Raw genomic sequence first — 20,661 nt, 5'->3', positions numbered from 1 at the left:
CCGCTGTCTAACGCCGCAACCGTCCGCGGGGCACGGGCTGAACGCAGATCGGTGCGGGGCGTCGTCAGCGGGCGCTCGCCGATGCCGGGTTCCTCGGGTTTCGTCAGGATTCGCCGACCGGTGCCTCGTCCAGTGCGCCGGTGACCCGTCCCAACAGGCCACGCAGGGTGCGCAGTTCCTCGACGGTGAGGCCGGTGGCGGCCAGCATCCGACGCGGGACCGGCAGCGCCCGCTCGCGCAGCTCCGTGCCGGCCCGGGTCAACCGGATGATCACCGACCGCTCGTCCTCGGGGCTGCGCTCCCGCTCCACCAGGCCCGCCGTCTCCAGGCGCTTGAGCAGCGGGGAGAGCGTCCCGGAATCCAGCCGCAGCCGCTCGCCGATGCGCTTCACCGGCTCCGGCCCGTGCTCCCACAGCACCAGCATCACCAGGTATTGCGGGTAGGTCAGCCCCAGCTCCTTGAGGGCATCCCGATAGACGCTCCCGAACGCGCGCGAGGCGGCGTGCAGGGAGAAGCAGACCTGGTGGTCCAGGCGAAGAAGCTCGGAGTCGGGGATGCCGGGGAGGTCGGTGATGGGGGGCTCGGGGGCGGGTGCGGGTGCGGGCGTGGGCCTGGTCATGGTTCCCAGGGTAAGCCCCGCAGGCGATTGAATTGTGTGCAACTTAGTTGCACACAACTCAATGACGTGTCACTGTTGGTCTTCTTCGTCTCCTCCTGAAGGGATCTCTCATGGACGCGCTCTACACCGCCGTCGCCACCGCCAACGGGCGCGAGGGCCGGGCCGTCAGCTCCGACGGCCAGCTCGACCTCGCCCTGGCCATGCCGCCGGCTCTTGGTGGCGACGGCGCCGGCACCAACCCGGAGCAGCTCTTCGCCGCCGGCTACGCGGCCTGCTTCGCCAGCGCGATGGCCAACGTCGGCCGGCAGATGAAGCTGGACACCAAGGACGTCTCGGTCACCGCCGAGGTCTCCCTCGGCAAGGACGCCACCGGCTTCGGCCTCGCCGTCGTCATGCGGGTCGAACTCCCGGACGCGCTGGCCGGCGAGACCGGCCGGCAGCTCGTCGAGGCGACGCACCAGTTCTGCCCCTACTCGAAGGCCACCCGCGGGAACATCGAGGTTGAACTGATCGTCGAGTAGCGGGTCGTGGGGGAGTGGCGGCGGCCGGGGCGGGTGGGGCGTTCGGCGTTCGGTTCGGGGCTGATGTCGGGATCAATCCGGCGAGTCGGATCAAGCAATCCATCCGGGCATTTATCCCATCTCAGTGCAACCATGGTGCATGCCCTCTCGACGGCCGACGCGCCTGCGCCAGCGACCGGAACCGCGCCACGTCCTGATGCTGATCCCGGTCGGGCTCATCGTCGGGATCTGCGTGGCCGACGTCGTCGCTCCGTCGTCCATCCACCTGGGCCCGCTCCTGGTCGCCGCCCCCGCCCTCACCGCCGCCTTCGCCGGCCCCGCTGCGACCGCCGCGATCGGCGGGCTGGCGGTCGCCGCCCAGGTGGGCATCGGCCTGGCCCGCGACGTCCTGTTCACCGAGAACCTCTTTGCGCAGATCAGCGCCCTGATCGTGGTCTCGGCGCTGGTCTTCCTCTTCACCGTCGTACGGGAACGCAACGAACGGCGGCTGTCCCGGAGCCGCTCGGTGGCCGGCGTGGCCCAACAGGTCCTGCTCCGGCCGCTGCCGGCACGCAGCGGCGACCTGGAGATCGCCTCGCTCTACCTCCCGGCCGAGGAGGAGGCAGAGATGGGCGGCGACCTGTTCGCGGCGGCCCGCACCTCGGCCAGCACCCGGCTGATCATCGGCGACGTCCGCGGCAAGGGCCTCCCGGCCTACAGCCACGCGGCCCTGATCCTCGGCGCGTTCCGCGCGGCCGCGCACCGTCAGGCGACCCTGCCCCGCCTCGCCCGGCACCTCGACGGCGCGGTGCGCTGGGACAGCAGCCAGTGGCGAACTGCCGCTACCTCGCTGGCCGATGTCGATGGTGACTCTGGTGCGGGTGCGGGTGCGGGTGCGGGTAACGGAGCTGATGTCGTCGATGGCGATGGTGGCTCTGGTGGTGATGTCGGTGGGGCGGATGGGGGTGGGGGCGCCCCTGGTGGGTCTCCTGCCGCGCCCCAGCCGGACGTTGGGCTCGACGCGGGTCCCGCCTCCGACGCCAATCTCGTCGACGAAACCTTCGCCACCGTCGCCCTCTTCGACATCCCCGACCGGCGCCCCGAACTGAGCGTCGTCAGCTGCGGCCACCCGCCCGCGCTCCTGTTGCGCGACGGTCGGGTCCACGTCCTTGATCCCCCGTGCTCCGCCCTCCCCATCGGCCTCGGCCCCCTCGCCGGGCCGCCGGACTACGAGGTCGAGACCTTCCCGCTCCACCCCGGTGACCTGCTGCTCCTCTATACGGACGGGGTGACCGAGGCGCGGAACGCCGACGGCGATTTCTATCCGTTGACCGAGCGGGCCGGCGCCTGGAGTCGGAGCAGCCCCCACCATGCGCTCCGGCGGTTGCGTGAGGAGTTGTTCGCGCACACCGGCGGTCGGTTGGCCGACGATGCGGCGGCGGTCGCGGTCCGTCGTCTGCCGAGTGGTTCGGGGCGTGCCCAGCGTCGCCGCCGTCATCGGGGTGTGGGGGATGGTGGCGCGTAGCCGGGGCGTGGTGAAGGGGGCGGGGGTTGGCGGTGGGGGCTTTGGGGAGAGGCCGGGTGTGTTGGGTGTGTTCTGCCGCTCGGTGGCGGGGTCGGCTCGGTCTGGCGCGGGTGGGCCGTGCGCATCCCCGGGCCAGTGGCCGTGGCCATGCCCGTCGAGGCTCGGCGGGCGTGTGGGTCGGCGCGCGGCGGGTGGGCAGGCCGGGATCGGGCGAGTGGGGCGGCCGGAGGGTGGGGGCGGCGATCACCGCGCAGCCTCTTCGGGCGTGGCGTGTGGCCCCTGTCTCTGAGCATGAAGTCCGTCACGCCCGAGGGGCCCGGCGTGCCGCTCCACCCCGAGATATCGGGCTTCCTGCGCCCCTCCGAGGTTGCAACCGGAGGGGCCATCCGACTGACGCTTCCTCAAGCCTGTCCTGCTTGCTACACACGTCCGATCGGGGTTACTCGCCCGAATCGTCCGCAAGTGGCACAGGAAGCGCAGCATGACCGAGCCCATCAGCCCCACCGGCCCCGGAGCCGACATATCCCACGTCACCGGGATCTCCGCCGACGGCGCCAGCGGAAACTTCGAGTTCGACCTCGCCGGCCACGAGGCCCGGCGGCGGGCCGAGGTGCTGGCCGCCCTCGGGGACACCTGGGACCCCGCCGCGGCGCTGGCCGACGAGACAGCGGCCCAGCGACTCCTCTACTCCGGCCTCGACGCCGACCAACAGGCCACCTACGCCATGCTCGTTGCCGCCGGAGTGCTGCCGGCCGCCGGCCGGGACTGAGCATGCTGCCGCTCGACCCCACCGCCGACATCGGCCGCCGCGCCTGGGTCCCGTGCCCTCGCTGCCAGGACCACCAGGACTGCCGGACCTGCAACGACGGGCGCACCTGCGGCGACCACTGGCGCTACCTGCTGTCCAACAAGGGCAGCCTGCTGCACCTCCAGTGCCCCAACTGCGCCCACCTCTGGGCCTGGGACTCCGGCTTCGGCGCCGGCACCCGTCGCTGACACACACCCCTGATGTAGGGGCTCGCCGCTGGGTGCTGGCCTCCCCACACTAGACAGCGCCCCGCCTTGCCTCCTCGTGTGCCACCTCCAACGCCCGCTCCGCCGGAACGGCGCGATCCGGTCGTACGCCCACCCCCTCCCAGTTGGTCCCCGTCACCGCGCTCACCGTCCGCGCGGTCGGCACCGTGACCGTGATGTGCTCGGTCACCGGATGCCGATCGGTCGGGTGCGCGCCACCCCGGGTGGTCTCGCCGACGGCCACCGCCCGCCCGTGCGCCTGAAGGGTGTACGCCACGTCCTCACCGCCGGAGAACGTCGTCGCGCTGGTCAGCGCGTACACCGGGCGGTCGAGGTAGCGGGGCGCCGGCAGATGCGACGCCGTCCAGTACTGCCGGGTGGAGTCGGTGGCCCGCGCGTAGATGTCGTTCAGGTGTACCTGGTCGTCGGGGAAGAAGTAGCTGCACCACAGGGCCGCGCCCTCGGGCGAGCCCCCGCGGCACCCCCGCAGGTCGAGCACGAGCGCACGGGTGTTGGCGACCAGTTCCATCGCCGCGCCGATCGCCCGGCCGCCCTCGCCGGCATCCGCGATCCGCCGGATGTCTATCCGCCCTATGTTCCCGTCGAGTTGCTCCACGGCGCGGATGCCCTGGTTCTCGGCCCGCAGCAACGCGAGGAAGGCAGCCCGTCCCGCGTCGTCGTCCTCCGGTGCTATGGACTGCGGCTCATCCCGCCACAGCAACCTGAGGTGCCTGTCCGGGCAGACCTCCTGGAGGTGCGCCGTCACCGCCGCACACAGCCCCGGCCCGTCCAGCGCGTCGTACTCGCCCGCCGCCAGCCAACTCCGTATGGCCGTCTCAATCGTCGCCGCCCGCTCCGGGAACACATACCCCGCCACGATCCGGTCGAGCGCCACCCCGACGACCCGCGCATTCCGCAGAGCGTCCACCGCCCCGGGGCCCTGTGCCCGCTCCTTCTTCCGTTGTCCCTCCGCCTGTTCCGCCTGTTTCGCTTTCTCCTCCGTCACCTTCACATCCGCCCCCGCGTCTCGTCGCACGGTCATCGACTCGTTCCCCTCTCCGGCCGACCCATGGTGGGCCGGATAACGGCCGGTGGGCTCAGGCGTCGGCCGCCTTGTACACCGCCCCTATGCCCTCTCCCTCTCCCTAATCCCGCTTTCCCTGCAGCCCTGCCCGTACGGCGCTAGCGTGCACACGACATACGCGACAGACGCGACGCACAGGCACGACATGCACGTTTCTCACGCCACGCGACACACGGCACTCATGGCACTCACGACACTCACGTGAGGAACGAACATCCCCCCGACGGGGCTCAATTGCATACCTCCCATTCGTCACCCGCCCCTGCCTCCCACCCCGCCTCCCGCCCCCTCCCGACGAGTTGAGCCGTCCATGGAACCGCGCACCGCACAGCGCGCACGATCGCTTTGGCTGGCGACCGAACCGCTGCACGCGGTCTGCTACTTCGACGACAACTGCCGGTCACTGGGCAAGGCCCTCGGCCTCAAGGGCTTCTGGATGGGCTACTTCGCCACCCGTACCGCGCCCCTCGGCGCCGTCGCCCCCGCGGTCGCCACTTCCGTACTCGGGGTGTTCGCCCCGAGCATGGTGGCCCGCGCACTGCCCGCCGCCTGGGACATCGTCAGCCCCGACCGCCTCCTCGACGAACGCGGCGCCCGTGCCGCCCGAGCGCTCCGCACCCTCGACCCGGGTCTGGACCGGTCCGCCATCGCGCTCCTGCCCCGCCTCCAGGCGCTCGTTGACGACGCTCCCGACACCGCACGTCCGCTCTTCGCCGGCAACCGCGCGCTGCGCGACCAGGCCGACCCCGTGGAGCGGCTGTGGCAACTGACCACCACACTCCGGGAGTTCCGGGGCGATGCGCACCTGGCCGTGCTCGCCGACCGGGAGTTGGATGCCTGTGAGGCGCTGGTGTTGGCCGCCGCCACCGGGCGCGTGCCACGGGACACGATGCGGGTGGACCGTGGCTGGACCGAAGAGGAATGGGCCGCCGCCACGGACCGCCTGCGCGCCCGGAACCTCGTCGATGCCCACGGCGACGCCACCGCCCTCGGCCACAGCGAACGCACCCGCATCGAGGAGGACACCGACCGCCTGGCCGCCCGCCTGCTCCGCCCCCTCCCGCCGGCGGAGAGCGATCACCTTCTGGAGCTGCTGACCCCCATCGCCCGCCGCGTCCTCGCCGCGGACCTGCTGCCGTTCCCCAACCCCATCGGGCTGCCGCGCCCGGACGCGCCGTAGCGGCGCCCCGCCCTGCGTCACCGCCACGCACTGCCGCTTGCCACCGGAACATCCGATATCCCCCTTCGCTCGTCGGTACGACCGCTTCGAGCCGCCGACCTCGCACGATCCGACTGATTCCGAAGGTAACTCCCCGCACTGACAATCGACTTCCGGCGGCGCCGCGGCCCCGCTGAAGGACGAGGTGATTGTCAGCTGGGCTACGACGTGATTGTCATCTGGTGGTTCGATGGGTGCTTTGGAGTGCTTTGCGGCGACAGATCGGATCACCTCCGACGGAAGCGACGTTGTCTGAGTATGGATCCGAGAGAATTGTGGGACCGCAACGCCGTACTGGCAGAAGCGTTCTGTCTTGGAGACGAACGTGTCCGGGAAGCGCAGGCCAGACTTGACGAGGCGCAGGCCGATCGCTCTCGCGTGCTGGCGGCATTCGCGGTCACGGTGGGCAGTACGGGCGCGGTGGCCGGGCTGTTCGGGCTCAACGAACGGGAAGTCCGGGTCGCCCGGCGCACGGTGGGCAAGGACGACGCCCGAGCCGTCGCCGAGGAACTGCTGTCCACCGTCCGTACGCCGCCCAAGGAACCGGAGGAGCCCGCCCCGGCGCCCGACTACTCCGCGGACTACGCGGCCGCGGCCTCCGCCCAGCAGGCGTACGCCGCACCGGCGCAGCCGACCGGCAACCGCCAGGCCGCTGCGCCCCCCGGTTTCGCCACGGACCAGAACTGGTCACCCGCCATGGACGCGGTCCTGATTGGAAGTTGGCAGACCGGAGTGGACCTGCGCGAACTGGCCGCCGAATTCGGCCTGGACCTGTCCCGCCTGATGGCGCGCGCCCAGCAGCTCTCCGCCCAGGGCCGGTTCTACCCCGGGCCCACCGAGACCCATGCGGGGCGTCACCGTCGCGGCCCCGGCGAGGTGCAGGACAGCGAATACACCATCCCCGCCCAGCAGACGACGTCCTGGAACACGGCGCCGGCCGCCCACCACATGACGTCCGCCGCCTGGCAGACGGGCGCGATGCCCTACACCGAACCCGTTACCGATGTCACCGCCCTCGCCTCCGAATGGGACAGCGCCCTCGCCCCCTGGGGCAACCTCACCCCGGCCGCCCACGAGGAGCCCGCGCCCGCGCACCAGCCCTGGGCCCAGTACCACCTCAGTTCCTAGCGTCACCGGACACGAAATCAGTTGTCATGTGACCTCTCAATGACTAATTCCGTGAGATACCTAGCCTGAATATTGTGAAGTCGTTACTCTGACGGGCAGTTCCGCTGGGCTGCCCGGTCGTGCGCGCAGCCCCGAGCAGACCGGCAGAGAGCGCAGACAGCCATGACCTCGTCCGTACCCGCCCAGAGCCGCACCCTGGCCGAAACCGATCGCACCCGGCACCGTCGACTCCGCGAACAGGGCAGCCTCGACCGCGCCGAACTCGACGCCATCCTGGCCGCCGGCTTCGTCTGCCACCTCGGAGTGAACATCGACGGCAGCGTGCGGGTGGTCCCCACCGTCTACGGCTCGGACGGCGCCACCCTCTACTTCCACGGCTCGGTCGCCAGCCGCAGCCTGGTGGCCTCCCCGGGAGCGGAGGTCTGCGTGACCGTCACCCACGTAGACGGCCTGGTGCTGGCCCGTTCGGTCTTCGAACACGGCGTGAACTACCGCAGCGCGATGATCTACGGAGTGCCCCGACTGATCACCGACGACGAGGAGAAGCTGGCCGGCCTGCGCCGCCTCACCGAGCAGTCCGCACCCGGCCAGTGGCAGTACGCCCGCCGCCCCAACCGCAAGGAACTCGCCGCCACGGCCCTGCTCGCCCTCCCGCTCGACGAGGCATCGGTCAAGATCCGGACCGGCGCTCCCGACGACGGCGACGGCCCCGACGCCCAACTGGGCCTGTGGGCGGGCGTCCTCCCGCTCCGCACCACCTGGGAAGCGCCCCAACCGGATCCCGCCCTGGGGCCGGAGATTGCCGTGCCCCCGCACATCGCCGTACGGGCGGGTACGGCTGCGTTGTAAGGGCGGTGGCGGTGGCGTGACGGCCGCCCATGGGGCTGGCTATGGGCCGGCTCCGGGGGACGGGCGACGAACTGTGGAGTCGGAACTCGACCCGGACGTGCGCCAGTCAGGGCGTGCGGTGCGGCAGCCAGGGCGTGGGAGTCGCGGTCAGGCACGGCACGGGAGGCCGCAACCGCCCGCGCCCGTCGGTCAGTTCCCCCGCAGGGCCTTGCGCTTGTGCCAGGCGACGACCAGCGCGGCCAGGCCGCTGACCGCGATGAAGCCCATGGCCAGGAGGAACGCCGGCGACGTGGGCGTCGACGCCCGGGCGCCCGCGACCGCGTAGGCCGCCGTATTGGGGACGCTGCCCACCGCCGTGGCCAGGAGGTACGGGCCCCAGCGCATCCGGGAGACGGCCGCCGAGTAGTTCATGGCCGCGAACGGCAGTCCGGGCATGAGCCGGATCGCCAGGATCGAGCGGAAGGCGTGCTCGCTCAACTGCCGGTCGGCGGCGGTCAGCCAGCGATGCCGCAGCAGCGGCCGCAGCGCCTCCTGCCCGAGCAGCCGCCCGAGCCCGAACGCCAGCCCGGCGCCGAGCACCGTACCGGCCAACGCGGTCACCAGCCCCGCCTGGCTACCGAAGAGCGCCCCCGCGACCAGGTTGAGGACCGGCCGTGGAACGAAGGCGGTGGTGCACACCCCGTAGGCCAGCGTGAAGACCACCAGGGCCGCCGGGCCCGACAGTTGCGCCGACCAACCGCCGGCCAGTAGGCGCTGCGGATGCAGCAGCAGCATCGTGGACGCGGCGGCAGCCAGGAGGGCCAACAGCAGGGCCAGGCGTGACCGGGGGGAGAGCAGCACGCGCGTGCAGCGCGCGGCGAGCCCGTCGGGCGGTGCGGCGGGGGCAGGCATCCCGGGAGCGTAACCGACGAGAGTGACGCGCGGCCGGAATCCGGGCCGCTGGGGCGTGAACTGGGCGATCCGGCGCCGGGGGGATGCACCGACCGCGGCCTGGTGCTGTGAGACTGGCGCCCGCTCACCGGGCCGGGGGCCGTGTCCCGGTACCGGGGCCCAGATCCGCGCGCACCGTAAATGGTTCGACGCCGGCCCCGCGCCCCGGCACCATATGACGCATGCTCCGGCACGCCTTCCTCCCGATGCCGTCCGCGGTGGCCGTCGCCACCATGGACGCGCCGAAGGCTGCCACCGGATTCCTCGCCGCGGCCCCGGCGATCGACGGCACCGCACCCACCGCCGTCGTCACCGGCACGGCAGCCCTCGCGCTCGCCGCCGCACCCGTCACCGCACCCGTGCCCGCCGCCGCAGCCCTGCCCGCTGCCGCCGCGAAGCACGGCACGCGAAGCTGACCCTCTCCGGATCGTCCGGCGGACCCCGTAGGGGGAGGGTCGGAGCGGGCCAGGGGTCCCCACGGCGCCAAGTCGCCGTCAACACCGCACTCTTGCGAGGAAACCCCATGCCCAAGACGGCATATGTCCGGACCAAGCCGCACCTCAACATCGGCACCATGGGCCACGTCGACCACGGCAAGACCACGCTCACCGCCGCCATCACCAAGGTCCTCAGCGACCGGGGCACCGGCACCTTCGTCCCGTTCGACCGCATCGACCGGGCCCCGGAGGAGGCCGCCCGCGGCATCACCATCAACATCTCGCACGTCGAGTACGAGACCGACACCCGGCACTACGCCCATGTCGACATGCCCGGCCACGCCGACTTCATCAAGAACATGGTCACCGGCGCGACCCAACTGGACGGCGCGATCCTCGTCGTCTCCGCGCTCGACGGGATCATGCCGCAGACCGCCGAACACGTCCTGCTGGCCAAGCAAGTTGGCGTACGGCACCTCGTCGTCGCGCTCAACAAGGCAGACGCGGGCGACCCCGAACTCACCGACCTGGTGGAGTTGGAGGCGCGCGAACTCCTCACCGCGCACGGCTACGACGGCGAACACCTCCCCGTCGTACGGGTCTCCGGCCTCCGCGCCCTGGAGGGCGACCCGCGGTGGACGGACGCCATCGGCGCCCTACTGGACGCCGTAGACACCTACGTCCCGGTACCCGACCGCTACGTGGACGCCCCGTTCCTCCTCTCCGTGGAGAACGTGCTCACCATCACCGGGCGCGGCACCGTCGTCACCGGAGCCGTCGAGCGCGGCACGGTGCGCTGCGGCGACCAGGTCGCCGTGCTGGGCGGCGAGACGGTGCACACCGTCGTCACCGGGGTGGAGACCTTCGGCAAGCCCATGGAGACCGCCCAGGCCGGGGACAACGTCGCGCTGCTGCTGCGCGGGCTGCACCGCGCGCAGGTACGCCGCGGGAACGTGGTCGCCGCCCCAGGCAGCGTCACCCCTCGACGCCGTTTCACGGCCGAGGTGTACGTCCTCTCCACCGAGGAGGGCGGCCGCCGCACCCCGCTGTCCACCGGCTACCGGCCGCAGTTCTACCTCCGCACCGCGGACCTGCCCGGCGTCGTCGACCTCGGCGAACGGGCCGTCGCCCGCCCCGGCGAGACGGTGACCGCAACGATCGAACTGGGCCGCGCCGTCCCCCTGGAGCCCGGCCTGGGCTTCGCCATACGGGAGGGCGGCCGCACCATTGGAGCGGGCACGGTGCGCACGGTCGAGGAGTAGGCGCACGGGGAGTTAGGCGCCCAGGGAGTAGCCGCACGGTGCCAACGGGGCCTGCCTGTAACGGGGTCTGCTAACGGGGCCTGCCTGTAACGGGGTCTGCTCGGCCAACCAGGCCGGGCAGGCCCTCTGTTCACGTCGAGGGCGCGCCTCTACGATCCCGCCGGGGCCGGGGCCGGGGCCGGGGCCGGGGCCGGGGCCGCGGTTCGCGCCTCGACGCTCCTGCCAGGCGCTGCCCGCAAGTTGTACAGAGCCGCTGCACAACGCGGCTGCACATGGCGGCTACACAGAGCGGCTGCAAGACGAAGAAGCTGCGAGGAGAGGAAGAGCAGTTGCAAGGCAAAGCAGCTGTAGGGCAGAGAAGTTGCGAGGCAAAGTAACTGCGCGAGGAAGCTGCACAACGGCGAAAGGGCAACGCATGTCGCGGCGAACGGCGCTGGTCCTCGGCGGCGGAGGGCTCACCGGCATCGGTTGGGAGGTCGGCATGCTGGCCGGACTCGCCGAGGCGGGAGCCGACCTCTCCGACGCCGACGTCATCATCGGCACCTCCGCCGGATCGATCGTCGGGGCGCAACTCGCCTCCGACCGCTACCCGTTGGAGGAGCTGTACCGGCGCCAACTGACCGCACCCAACGGGCGGTCGGTCACCGCCCGTATGGGCCCGGCGACCTTCGCGCGCTTCGCGGCCACCGCGCTGCGTTCCCGTGACGCGGTGTCGTTCGGCGCCCGGATGGGGCGGCTCGCGCTGGCGGCGCGCACCGTGCCCGAGGCGGATCACCGCGCGGCCATCGCCCGCACCCTCGGCGTGGACGGCTGGCCCGACGGGCGGCTACGGGTCACGGCGGTGGACTCGTTGACGGGAGAGCGGACCGCGTTCGACGGTACGGGCGGGGTCCCGCTCCTCGACGCGGTGAGCGCAAGCTGCGCGGTGCCGGGCGTCTATCCGCCGGTCACGATCGACGGGAGGCGGTGGGTGGACGGCGGCGTGCACTCCAGCGCCAACGCGGACCTGGCCGCGGGCTACGACCGGGTCGTGGTCATCGCCCCGATCGCCGTCGGTGGCGGACCGGTCGCCGCGCCGCGCACCCAGGGCTCCCGTTTGGCGAGACGGGGCGCCCAGGTCTGCGTCATCACCCCGGACCGTTCCTCCAGAACGGCCTTCGGACGCAACGTCCTGGACCCGGCCAAACGCCCCGACGCCGCCCGCGCGGGCCACCGCCAGTCGACCCTCCACGCCGAGGAGGTCCGCGCCCTCTGGACTACCGCCTGACTCACCGCTCTCTCATGCCCCATCTGCGCCCTGCTCCCTCGGATTCCCCTGATTCTCCGCTGGATTTCCCTCTGGTTGCTGGTTGCTGGCTGCGCTGACTTCCGGTTTCTTCTTGCTCCCTCTCGCTCCTTCTCGCGTCTCCCGCGCCCCGCTGCTCCTCTCCGCCCCCCTGCTTCCCCTTGATCTCTCCCGCCCCTGCCGATCTCTCCCATCTTGATGCGCCCGGCCGCCCCAGCTGTCTTACTTACCTCACCTGTCCCACCCGCCCCATTCACCTAGCCTGTTGCGACCGCGCTCAGACGTCCCGGCCGCCCAGCCCCACCCGCCCGTCACAATGGCAGGGTGCACAACGAACCAACGGCCGCTGACGCGCCGGATGTCCAGGAGCCCGGCATCCCGGCAGCGCACCAGGCCGCCCCGGGGTCGGAAGCCACCTCAACCGCCTCAACCACCTCGACTTCCTCGGCTTCCTCCACCGCCTCACCCCCCTCCACGACGACCGCCTCCCCCCTCACGACCGCCTCGACCGAGGACCCGATCCCGGTCACCCGTGCCGTCGACCACGGCACCGCCAAGCTCCTCCCCGACGTCGACCGCCCCCGCGCTTGGCTGCTCACGGTGGACGGCGCACCGCAGTCGTACGTGGACCTCGACGAACCGACCCACCTGGAGTTCGAGTACGTCCGCAGGCTCGCGCACGTCCTGGACGAGGCCGCGCCTCCGGGCGAGCCGCTGGACGTGCTGCACTTGGGCGGCGGCGCGTTGACCCTGCCCCGCTACCTCGCCGTGACCCGTCCGCACTCCAGGCAGGACGTGGTCGACGCGGACCGAGGCTTGCTCGCCCTGGTGGCGGAGCACCTCCCGCTGCCGAACGGCTCCGGGGTCCGGCTGCACGCCCAGGACGCCCGAGAGGCGCTGGAGGCGGCGTCGGAGGGCAGCGTCGACGTGATCGTCGCGGACGTCTTCAGCGGTTCGCGCGTGCCCGCCCAACTGACCTCCGTCGAGTACGCGACGGCCGCCGCCCGTGCCCTACGCCCCCGCGGTTGCTACGCCGCGAACCTCGCCGACAGCGCGCCGTTCGATTTCCTCCGCCGCCAACTCGCCAATTTCGCGGCGGTGTTCGCGCACTTGGCGTTGATCGCCGAGCCGTCGGTGCTGCGCGGCCGTCGCTTCGGCAACGCCGTACTGCTCGCCTCCCAGGCTCAGTTGCCCGTCGCGGGGCTGGCTCGACGGGCGGCGGCCGATGCCTTTCCCGCCCGGGTTGAGCACGGTGCGGCGCTTCGGCGCTTGATCGGCGATGCCCGCACGGTGCCCGATACCGAAGCGCTGCCGTCTCCCGTACCGCCGGAGGGCACGTTCAGTGTCGGCTGAGCGGTTGGCAGTGGAGGAAATCGAGTTGACGGATGCCCGGTGTCGCCAATGCCTGGTGTTGCCAGCTGCCTGCCGAGCTCCCGTCGCGCCTCCTCCGTCTGGTGCCCCCGGCGTGCCCCGTTGGCTGTTGCGTCCCGTTGGCTGAGGCGGGCCTGGGGCCGCAGAAAGCCGGCGCGGCCTGGTGAGCAGGGCCTTGGGTACCGTGCGGCTTGGGTACCGTGCGGGCGGTTGGAGCGCGGCTGCTTGCTCGGTTCCTTGGTCGGAAGGTCGGGCTTGCTCTGCGTTTCGCCTCGTTTCGCCTCGCGCTTTCGCCTTGTGTGACAACTCGCCTCCGCGGTCCTTGTCTCCGGTCCTTGTCTCCGTGGTGCCTCCCTTGCCTCCCTTCCTCTTTTACGGCAACGATTACGGAGAGTGATTAGTTCCCCGCGTTGTGTTGGGGCCTTGAGCTGGTGCTTTGGGTGGGGTTGTTGGGCGTGCGGCTGGTGGGAGGTTCTGGTTGGTGTGGGGGATGGGGAGTGGTGGTTGGGTGGCGGGTGAGGTGGCGGACGTCGGGGATGAAGAGGACGGCGGTTGTGAGGAGGATGATCAGGGCGGCGCAGGACCACAGGGCGGCGGGGCGGCCGATCAGGTCCTGGGTCGGGCCGGCCAGCGAGGTGGCGATCGGGGCCATCGCCAGGGAGCCGAGCCAGTCGTACGAGGAGACGCGGGAGAACTTCTCCTCGGGGATCTCCTGGTGGAGGGCCACCATCCAGGACACCGCGAAGATCTCGATCGAGATCCCGGTGCAGAACATGATCGGGGGGAGCCAGCCGGCCGGTACCGGGATGGCGAGCGCGGCGGCCGGCAGGGCGAACGGGAAGACGCCGAGCGTGCCTGTCAGGAGGATGCGGCGCGGTTTGAGGCGCGTCATCAGGAGGGCGCCGGCGGCGGTGCCCGCGCCGAAGGCGGCCAGCGCCAGGCCCCAGGGGCCGGCGCCGCCCAGGTGTTCCTTGGCCACCAGTGGCCCGTAGACCGAGTGCACCGTGATCATCACGGCGTTGACGACGGAGAACTGCACCACGATCGCCCAGAGCCACGACCGGGACACGACCTCCCGCCAGCCGTCCCGCAGGTCGTCGAGTATTCCGCCGCCCGCGGCCCGCTTCGGGATGCCGCTGACGTCGAGGAACGCGCGTAGCGCCCCGGCGGCGGCGAAGGCGACGGAGTCCGCCGCCAGCACCCACCCCGGGCCGACGGCGGCCACCAGGGCGCCGCCGAGGGCGGAACCGCCGATGGCCGCGCCGTTCGCGCCGATCCGGAACACCGCGAAGGCGCGGCCGGCCTGTTCGCCGGGGACGCTGGCGAGCACCATGCCCTCGGAGGCCGGCGCGAAGAACGCCTGCCCGGTGCCGCCGAGCGCTGCCAGCAGCGCCATCTCCCACAGGTGCGCCGTCCCCGAGAGGATGACCAGCGCGAACGCGCCCTGGGAAACGCAGTTGACGCTGTTCGCCGCGACCATCACGCGGTGCCGCGGGAGCCGGTCGGCGACCGCACCCCCGATCAGCAGGAACAGGATGAGCGGGACCGTGCGGGCGGCGGCGACCAGTCCGACGTCGGCCGCGGAGCCGCCCGCGTCGAGGACCGCGAACGAGGTGGCGATCATCGCTCCGTTGTTGCCGAGGCCGGCGATCACCGTGGCGGCGCTCAGCAGGACAAAGTTGCGACCTGCCCACGAGGGTCGGGCCGCCGCCATCAGGAACGGGTCTTTCGGGCCGGCACCCGGTGGGAGGGGCTTGTCCTGAAGGGCGGGGGAGGGAGGGGCTGAGGAGCGGGCTGGGGGTGAAGCGGCGTTTGGTGTGGGGTTTGGTGTGGTCGGTGGGTGTGGTTGGCGGGCCCCCGTAGCGTCATGGGCGTTGACGATATGGGGAGTTGGGGAGGGGGGACAGCTGGTTTTCGGCAGGAGGGCGGGGGTGGGGCAGGGGGGCGGTGGGCGTGGCGGTGTGGGGCTTCCCAGCTAAGCTACCGGTAGGTAACATGGCGGCCATGTCCTCAGACTCCCTGCCGTCGATCGGCGACATGATGGCGGCATCCGTGCCGATGGTCCGCACCCTGAACCTGGAGTTCACGGAGACCACCGCCGAGCGCGCCGTGGTCCGCATGCCCGACCAGCCCGACTTCCACAATCACGTCCAGGGGCCGCACGCCGGCGCCATGTTCACGCTCGCCGAGTCGGCGAGCGGCGCGATCGTGATGACGGCCTTCGGCGATCAGCTGGGCCGTGCGGTCCCGTTGGCCGTGGGCGCGGAGATCGGCTACAAGAAGCTGGCCATGGGGGCGATCACCGCCACCGCCCGGCTGGGGCGTCCGATAGCCGAGGTGATCGCCGAGCTGGACGCCGGCGAGCGCCCGGAGTTCCCGGTGCAGGTCGAGATCACCCGCGACAAGGACGGTGCGGTCACCGGCGAGATGACGATCGTGTGGACGCTGCGCCCCAACGACCCCGGCAAGTGACCGTAAGCGGCAAGTGAGCGTGAGCGACGAGTGAGCGTGAACGAGTCGCGCGACTCCGCTGAGTGAAGCGCAACGGCCCCAAGTGCGCGGTGAGCGGCCCCCGTTCCGCGGGTGACCTGCGGTTTCGTGAGGAACCGGTGGCCCGGCCCGGTCCGTTCTCACCGGGTGCATCCGGAACGCACCTGCGTGCGATCGGAATCGTGGTCCGGGTGGCTCGATCGAGTACGCTTCCCGGACGCGCTGGTACAGCGCGTCAGGGGAAACGACCGATCGGTGCCCACGGCGCCGACACCGGCCCACGGGGGCCCTACACCAGCGGAGGAATCGGCCTTGCACATCCAGGAGTGGCTGGCGACGGTACCCGCCGTGAGCGTTTACCTCCTCGTGGGGTTGGTGATCGGGCTGGAGAGCCTGGGCATTCCGCTCCCGGGCGAGATCGTCCTCGTCAGCGCCTCGATCCTGGCTGCGACCCAGGACCACATCAACCCTTACGTGCTGGGCGCCTGCGCCACGGCGGGTGCGATCGTCGGTGACTCCATCGGTTACCTGATCGGCCGCAAGGGCGGTCAGCCGCTGCTGGACTGGGCCGGCCGGAAGTTCCCCAAGCACTTCGGGCCGGACCATGTCGCCATGGCCGAGGAGAAGTTCGACCGGTGGGGCATGTGGGCGGTCTTCTTCGGCCGCTTCATCGCGCTGCTGCGGATCTTCGCCGGGCCGCTGGCGGGCGTGCTGAGGATGCCGTACTGGAAGTTCCTGATCGCCAACGTCCTCGGCGGCGTCATCTGGGCCGGTGGTACCACCGCGCTGATCTACACCGTCGGCCTGGTCGCCGAGCCCTGGCTCAAGCGCTTCTCGCTGTGGGGGCTGGCCGCCGCGGTGCTCTTCGGCGTCGGGTCGTTCCTGCTGATGAAGTACCGGGCGAAGAAGGCCGCGGCGAAGCGCGAGGCGGCCCAGGCGGCGAAGTCGCCGGTGGCCGCGTCCCCGGTCGACTGAGTCCACGGCCCGCGGCCGACGACGAACGAACGGTCCGGACGTCCTGTGTGAACAGGGCCTCCGGACCGTTTCGTTGTGCAGCCGTGCAGCCGTGCAGCCGTGCAGCCGTGCAGCCGTGCAGCCGTGTCGTCAGGGCATCAGCCAGGTGTCCGGTCCGCCGGCGCGCCACTCGATGAGGCCGGTGTCGTCCCAGCCGAAGCGGGTGGTGGGGAAGCCGGCCCGGCGCAGGATCGCGGCCACGTCGCCGGGGCGCCGTGCGCGGCCGAGGTCCTGTCCGTGCAGCGTGACGCGGCGGCCGCCGGTGGACGGCGGATGCACGATGACGGGGGCGCGCTGCATGCGTCCAGGATGCGACGGGCTCGGTGGCCGCGCATCCTGACCGGAGTTGTCGCGTCACGTACGGTGCGGAGGAGTCGGGGGTCCGAGCCGATGTGACCCGGATGTCTTCACGGGCCCGTGCGCAGGCGGGAGAAGAACGGTTGGCGGTGGGGGCCGGCGGTGCCGCGGCGCCACCAGCGGGGCTCGGTGGTGCCGGGTGGGCGGTGTGACGTGCCGGTGCCAGGGCCGTGGCGCAGGCCGGCGAGCAGGGTGCGGGCGCCCGCGATGAACAGCGGGTCGCCGATCAACTTCTTGGCTACCAGGGCCTTGCGGCAGGCCCGGAGGGCGGCGGTCGGGTCGCCGTGGGCGCGTTCGATGAGCGCGTGGGCGTAGAGGACCGTGGAGTGGAGCCAGAAGTCGCTGTCGGCGTGGCGGGTTTCCCAGGCGCGGCGGGCCGCGGCTTTGGCCCGGGCGGCGTCGAGCGGGGCGAGCGCGATGGCGAGCAGGGCCCAGCTGTGGGCGGGGCCGGGGCCGAACCACGGGTCGCGGGAGGCGTGTTGGGCGGCCTCCTCCAGGCAGGCCACGGCGGTGGCGGTGTCCTCGCGGTAGAGCGCCAGCACCGCGTGGGCGTGGGCGATCCGGGCCAGGCCGTCGGCGTCGGCGTGCATCACGGCCGCGGTCCAGGCCCGGGCGAGCAGGGTTTCGGCGGCGTCGGGGGCGTTCTCCTGGGCGGCGAGGTAGCCGGCGAGCCAGAGGGCGCGGGCCCGTAGTGCGGTGTCCTCCGGGGCGAGCAGGAGGAGGTGGTCCAGGTGGGCGCGGCCCTCGTGGCGGTAGCCGCAGGCGGCCCATTGGAACCATAGGGAGACCGCGATCTCCAGGGCGCCGAGGGCGTCTTCGGCGTCCAGTGGGGGGCGGGTCAGCGCCGCGTCGAAGTGGTGCCGTTCGTCCTCGACGAGGCGGACCGCGAGTTGCTGGCCGGTGCCCTGCCAGGTGATCTGGGCCTCGGCCGCGAGCGCCGCGCACGCCTGGCGGAACCGGCGCAGCGCCCCTGCCTCGTCGCCCGTCCCGCACAGTCGGGCCCGGCCGAACTCCCGGGCGCCGCGCGGCAGTCGGTAGCGGGGCGGCAGTGCGGCGCCGGTGTCGGGGGCGGTTTTGGCGTCCCGTACGCGTTCGAGGACGGAGGCGGTGCACAGCCGCTCCAGGGCGCCGTCGACGGCGGCTGAAGGAACGTCACTGCTGGCGCAGACGCACCCCGCCAACCAGGGGTCGAAGTCCCCGGGGAGCACCGAGAGTCGGGCCCAGATGCGGCGGTCCAGAGGGGAGCACAGGGCGTAGCCGGCGGCGTGCGCGGCGTGGAGGGAGGTGTGGCGGACGGTGCGGGAGGGGCCCGAGTAGTGCAGTGAGCCCTCCGTTTTGAGGCGGGAGGCCAGTTGGGGCAGCGTCATGCGGTCCAACTGGCGGGCGGCCAGCCCGATCGCGAGCGGGCAACCCTCCAGCGCCCGGCAGATGGTGACCAGCAACTCCGGGGCGGCCGGGCCGGTATGGGACGCCAGGAGCTCGACGGCCGGGCCGGCGTCGCCCTCGCCCACCGTCACCGGGAGCGGGGCGAGCGCGATGACGCGTTCCGAGGGCAGTCCCAGGGGGCGGCGGGCCGTCGCCACGATGCGCAGCGCCGGCGCGGCCCGCAGCAGTCGACGGGCCAGGGCCGCGCAGGCGTCCACCAGCGGGTCGCAGTCGTCGAGGAGGACGATCGCCCGGTGGGCGTCGCAGTGGGTGGCGAGCTCTTCGGGGGTGGACCGGGGGGCGAGGCCGGCCGCGTCGAGCAGGGCGCCGAGGAGGCCGTCCGCCGCCAACCCCTCCCAGCAGGTGATCCGGACGACGGTGTCCGGGCGGCCGGCGGTGCGTTCTTCGAGGACGGCCCGGGCCAGCAGGCTCTTGCCGACGCCGGCCGGTCCGGTGAGCGTGATCGGCGCGGCCCCGTCCAGCAGCCCGGCCAGCTGCTCGTGCTCGGCTGCCCGGCCCACTACGCCGGGCAGCGGCCCGTGTTCGGCCCACGCGGTCATCGGTCATCCCCAACCACGGCACTGCGCCGCGCACTTACCTAGGAGCGACCCACGATGCCAGAACCGACCGTCGGGTAAACAGCGGGTGGGCTGCACCGTTAGGGGGAAACGCGTGCGGTGCGCTTGACGCGGCGGGTTCGTCTTCCTGGTGACACGGAACGGTAAACCCCAGGTCACGATGGACGGGGTCGGCGTCGGGTGGCGGACCGGGCGCTCTTAAAGTGGTGCCTTTCGACCGGATGCGCGGTGCCGTCGCGGTGCTCGGCCGGCCCCAAGTGCCTTGAGGAGAACGACCCGATGAAGTCCCTGCGCGTCAGAGCTGCGGTGAGTGTGGTGGCCCTGGGGCTGCTGGCCGGGTGCGGCGGACCGAGCCAGGACGTCGTCGACGCGTCGAACGTCCCGAAGCTGCGGGCGCGCACCGCGGACACCCGCAACGGCAAGCCGCGGACGGTGTTCCCGCAGGGCCCCCGCTCGGCGTTCACCACCTACCGCACGACCGGGAACGACGGGACCCGGGTGCAGCACACCAAGTGGCATGGCCGCGCCTCCGGTTACACCGGTGACATCTGGACCTGGGTGCCGCCGCAGTACAACCAGCCCAAGTACGCCCGCAGCGGCTTCCCGGTGCTGATCGCGCTGCCCGGCGCCTGGGGGTACCCGTCCAACTACTGGGCGGACGCGCCGTTCGCGCTGGAGGAGCGGCTCGCGCAGTGGGCGGACCAGGGCAAGACGCTGCCGTTCATCCTGGTGATGCCGGTGCTCAACCCGCGCAAGACGTACTACGACGGCAGCGACATCCCCGGCCAGCCGAGGATGGGGAGCTGGCTGACCCGGGACGTGCCGGACTTCGCCCGGGCCAACTTCCGTACCTATGCGTCGCGGGACGGCTGGGCCTTCATGGGGTCCTCGTCGGGCGGGTTCGCGGCGCTGAAGGCGGTGCTCAAGGAGCCGCAGCGGTTCAAGGCGGCGATCGTCAACGGCCCCGACACCGCGCCGGATTCGCCGCTGTGGAAGGGGTACCCGGCCCAGAAGCTGGCCAACGACCCGCGGCACCTGGCGCGCCAACTGGCCGCGCGCGGCGGGCCGCAGGTCTACCTCGCCTTCGAACTCGGCAGCAAGGAGGACGCGGTGCCCGACGTGAAGCGCTTCGTGCGCGGCTTCACCGACGGGGCCCGCGGGCCGATCCACTCCACGCTCTTCGAGATACCGGACGGCGTGCACAGCGGTCACACCTACATCCAGCGGATGCCGGAGTCGTTGCACTGGATCAGCGAGCAGTTGCAGGGGCCGGTGGCGGCGCCTTCGGTCTGACGGGCGAGGGGTGCTGCCGGTCGCCCCTCGACGACTTTCGACTGTCGCCGACTGCCCCTGGAATGCGGTCAGTTGAGCCGATTCCCGCTCGGGCGAGCGGTCCGTTGAGCGTTCCCGGCCCCTTCCTCTTCCTCGCAGGCTTGCGTACCCCGACGCCCGCGCGCCACCGAGGGCGCGCGGCGCCCGCGCGACCGGCCCCCTCCCCGGCCTCCGTGCCCCTGACCTCCCGCACCCCGATCCCGCCTGCGGATTCGTGGGTGCATTGTGCCCGTTACTTTCTG

20 protein-coding genes are annotated in these 20,661 nt (G+C 72.0%); 14 read left to right on the top strand and 6 right to left on the bottom strand.

Annotated elements, in window-relative coordinates:
• Window positions 1–103 precede the first annotated feature (103 nt).
• Window positions 104–619 carry a MarR family winged helix-turn-helix transcriptional regulator gene (locus ACFVFQ_RS25500; protein WP_383419984.1) on the bottom strand — a complete coding sequence of 172 codons (516 nt, stop codon included), beginning with the start codon at window positions 617–619 and terminating at the stop codon, window positions 104–106.
• A 110-nt stretch (window positions 620–729) separates the two neighbouring features.
• Between ACFVFQ_RS25500 and ACFVFQ_RS25495 the strand changes: the two genes are divergently transcribed.
• The 4 genes from ACFVFQ_RS25495 (at window position 730) to ACFVFQ_RS25480 (ending at window position 3,640) form a co-directional block, all read left to right on the top strand.
• Window positions 730–1,140, top strand: coding sequence for an organic hydroperoxide resistance protein (locus ACFVFQ_RS25495; RefSeq protein ID WP_383419982.1), 411 nt, complete (start codon window positions 730–732; stop codon window positions 1,138–1,140).
• Between the two features lie 139 nt (window positions 1,141–1,279).
• Window positions 1,280–2,644, top strand: a complete 1,365-nt coding sequence (locus tag ACFVFQ_RS25490) for a PP2C family protein-serine/threonine phosphatase (RefSeq protein WP_383419980.1) — start codon at window positions 1,280–1,282, stop codon at window positions 2,642–2,644.
• Between the two features lie 481 nt (window positions 2,645–3,125).
• On the top strand, window positions 3,126–3,413 hold the full coding sequence (locus tag ACFVFQ_RS25485; RefSeq protein WP_383419977.1) for a DUF6400 family protein: 288 nt from the start codon (window positions 3,126–3,128) through the stop codon (window positions 3,411–3,413).
• A 2-nt stretch (window positions 3,414–3,415) separates the two neighbouring features.
• Window positions 3,416–3,640 carry a hypothetical protein gene (locus ACFVFQ_RS25480; RefSeq protein WP_383419975.1) on the top strand — a complete coding sequence of 75 codons (225 nt, stop codon included), beginning with the start codon at window positions 3,416–3,418 and terminating at the stop codon, window positions 3,638–3,640.
• A gap of 49 nt (window positions 3,641–3,689) precedes the next feature.
• Here ACFVFQ_RS25480 and ACFVFQ_RS25475 read toward each other — a convergent pair whose 3' ends face one another.
• Entirely contained in the window at window positions 3,690–4,700 is a 1,011-nt protein-coding gene (locus ACFVFQ_RS25475; RefSeq protein ID WP_383419972.1) for a S41 family peptidase, read from the bottom strand.
• A 352-nt stretch (window positions 4,701–5,052) separates the two neighbouring features.
• On the opposite strand from ACFVFQ_RS25475, the gene ACFVFQ_RS25470 reads away from it, so the two are divergent.
• The 3 genes from ACFVFQ_RS25470 (at window position 5,053) to ACFVFQ_RS25460 (ending at window position 7,938) form a co-directional block, all read left to right on the top strand.
• Entirely contained in the window at window positions 5,053–5,922 is an 870-nt protein-coding gene (locus tag ACFVFQ_RS25470; protein ID WP_383419969.1) for a hypothetical protein, read from the top strand.
• Window positions 5,923–6,339: 417 nt separating this feature from the next.
• Window positions 6,340–7,089: a hypothetical protein gene (locus ACFVFQ_RS25465; RefSeq protein ID WP_383419967.1), complete on the top strand. Its 750-nt coding sequence runs from the start codon at window positions 6,340–6,342 to the stop codon at window positions 7,087–7,089.
• A gap of 162 nt (window positions 7,090–7,251) precedes the next feature.
• Window positions 7,252–7,938, top strand: a complete 687-nt coding sequence (locus ACFVFQ_RS25460; protein ID WP_383419965.1) for a pyridoxamine 5'-phosphate oxidase family protein — start codon at window positions 7,252–7,254, stop codon at window positions 7,936–7,938.
• Window positions 7,939–8,127: 189 nt separating this feature from the next.
• On the opposite strand, the gene ACFVFQ_RS25455 is transcribed toward ACFVFQ_RS25460, so the two are convergent.
• A complete protein-coding gene (locus ACFVFQ_RS25455) occupies window positions 8,128–8,829 on the bottom strand; it encodes a TVP38/TMEM64 family protein (protein WP_383419963.1) in 702 nt (233 codons plus the stop codon).
• A 221-nt stretch (window positions 8,830–9,050) separates the two neighbouring features.
• Between ACFVFQ_RS25455 and ACFVFQ_RS25450 the strand changes: the two genes are divergently transcribed.
• The 4 genes from ACFVFQ_RS25450 to ACFVFQ_RS25435 all read left to right on the top strand — a co-directional run bounded on the left by ACFVFQ_RS25450 (window position 9,051) and on the right by ACFVFQ_RS25435 (window position 13,205).
• The gene (locus ACFVFQ_RS25450; RefSeq protein WP_383419961.1) at window positions 9,051–9,284 is read left to right on the top strand and encodes a hypothetical protein; all 234 of its coding nucleotides are present in this window, start codon (window positions 9,051–9,053) and stop codon (window positions 9,282–9,284) included.
• 107 nt (window positions 9,285–9,391) lie between these two features.
• Window positions 9,392–10,567: an elongation factor Tu gene (tuf, locus tag ACFVFQ_RS25445; protein ID WP_383419959.1), complete on the top strand. Its 1,176-nt coding sequence runs from the start codon at window positions 9,392–9,394 to the stop codon at window positions 10,565–10,567.
• A gap of 415 nt (window positions 10,568–10,982) precedes the next feature.
• Window positions 10,983–11,834, top strand: a complete 852-nt coding sequence (locus ACFVFQ_RS25440) for a patatin-like phospholipase family protein (protein WP_383419957.1) — start codon at window positions 10,983–10,985, stop codon at window positions 11,832–11,834.
• Window positions 11,835–12,371: 537 nt separating this feature from the next.
• Complete coding sequence (locus ACFVFQ_RS25435; RefSeq protein WP_383420078.1) at window positions 12,372–13,205, top strand: spermidine synthase; 834 nt, start codon at window positions 12,372–12,374, stop codon at window positions 13,203–13,205.
• Window positions 13,206–13,620: 415 nt separating this feature from the next.
• On the opposite strand, the gene ACFVFQ_RS25430 is transcribed toward ACFVFQ_RS25435, so the two are convergent.
• The gene (locus ACFVFQ_RS25430) at window positions 13,621–14,937 is read right to left on the bottom strand and encodes an MFS transporter (protein WP_383419955.1); all 1,317 of its coding nucleotides are present in this window, start codon (window positions 14,935–14,937) and stop codon (window positions 13,621–13,623) included.
• Between the two features lie 290 nt (window positions 14,938–15,227).
• Between ACFVFQ_RS25430 and ACFVFQ_RS25425 the strand changes: the two genes are divergently transcribed.
• Together ACFVFQ_RS25425 and ACFVFQ_RS25420 are read left to right on the top strand one after the other, a co-directional pair.
• Window positions 15,228–15,695: a DUF4442 domain-containing protein gene (locus ACFVFQ_RS25425; protein ID WP_383419953.1), complete on the top strand. Its 468-nt coding sequence runs from the start codon at window positions 15,228–15,230 to the stop codon at window positions 15,693–15,695.
• A 330-nt stretch (window positions 15,696–16,025) separates the two neighbouring features.
• On the top strand, window positions 16,026–16,688 hold the full coding sequence (locus ACFVFQ_RS25420) for a DedA family protein (RefSeq protein ID WP_383419951.1): 663 nt from the start codon (window positions 16,026–16,028) through the stop codon (window positions 16,686–16,688).
• Window positions 16,689–16,817: 129 nt separating this feature from the next.
• Here ACFVFQ_RS25420 and ACFVFQ_RS25415 read toward each other — a convergent pair whose 3' ends face one another.
• The gene (locus ACFVFQ_RS25415; protein WP_383419949.1) at window positions 16,818–17,027 is read right to left on the bottom strand and encodes a hypothetical protein; all 210 of its coding nucleotides are present in this window, start codon (window positions 17,025–17,027) and stop codon (window positions 16,818–16,820) included.
• A gap of 107 nt (window positions 17,028–17,134) precedes the next feature.
• Complete coding sequence (locus ACFVFQ_RS25410) at window positions 17,135–19,069, bottom strand: ATP-binding protein (RefSeq protein WP_383419947.1); 1,935 nt, start codon at window positions 19,067–19,069, stop codon at window positions 17,135–17,137.
• Between the two features lie 297 nt (window positions 19,070–19,366).
• Between ACFVFQ_RS25410 and ACFVFQ_RS25405 the strand changes: the two genes are divergently transcribed.
• Window positions 19,367–20,380, top strand: a complete 1,014-nt coding sequence (locus ACFVFQ_RS25405; RefSeq protein WP_383419945.1) for an alpha/beta hydrolase — start codon at window positions 19,367–19,369, stop codon at window positions 20,378–20,380.
• The last annotated feature ends 281 nt before the right edge of the window (window positions 20,381–20,661 follow it).

This window comes from Streptomyces sp. NPDC057743, from assembly GCF_042798755.1.
Taxonomy (GTDB): domain Bacteria; phylum Actinomycetota; class Actinomycetes; order Streptomycetales; family Streptomycetaceae; genus Streptomyces.
This window is presented reverse-complemented; position numbering and strand designations above follow the sequence as displayed.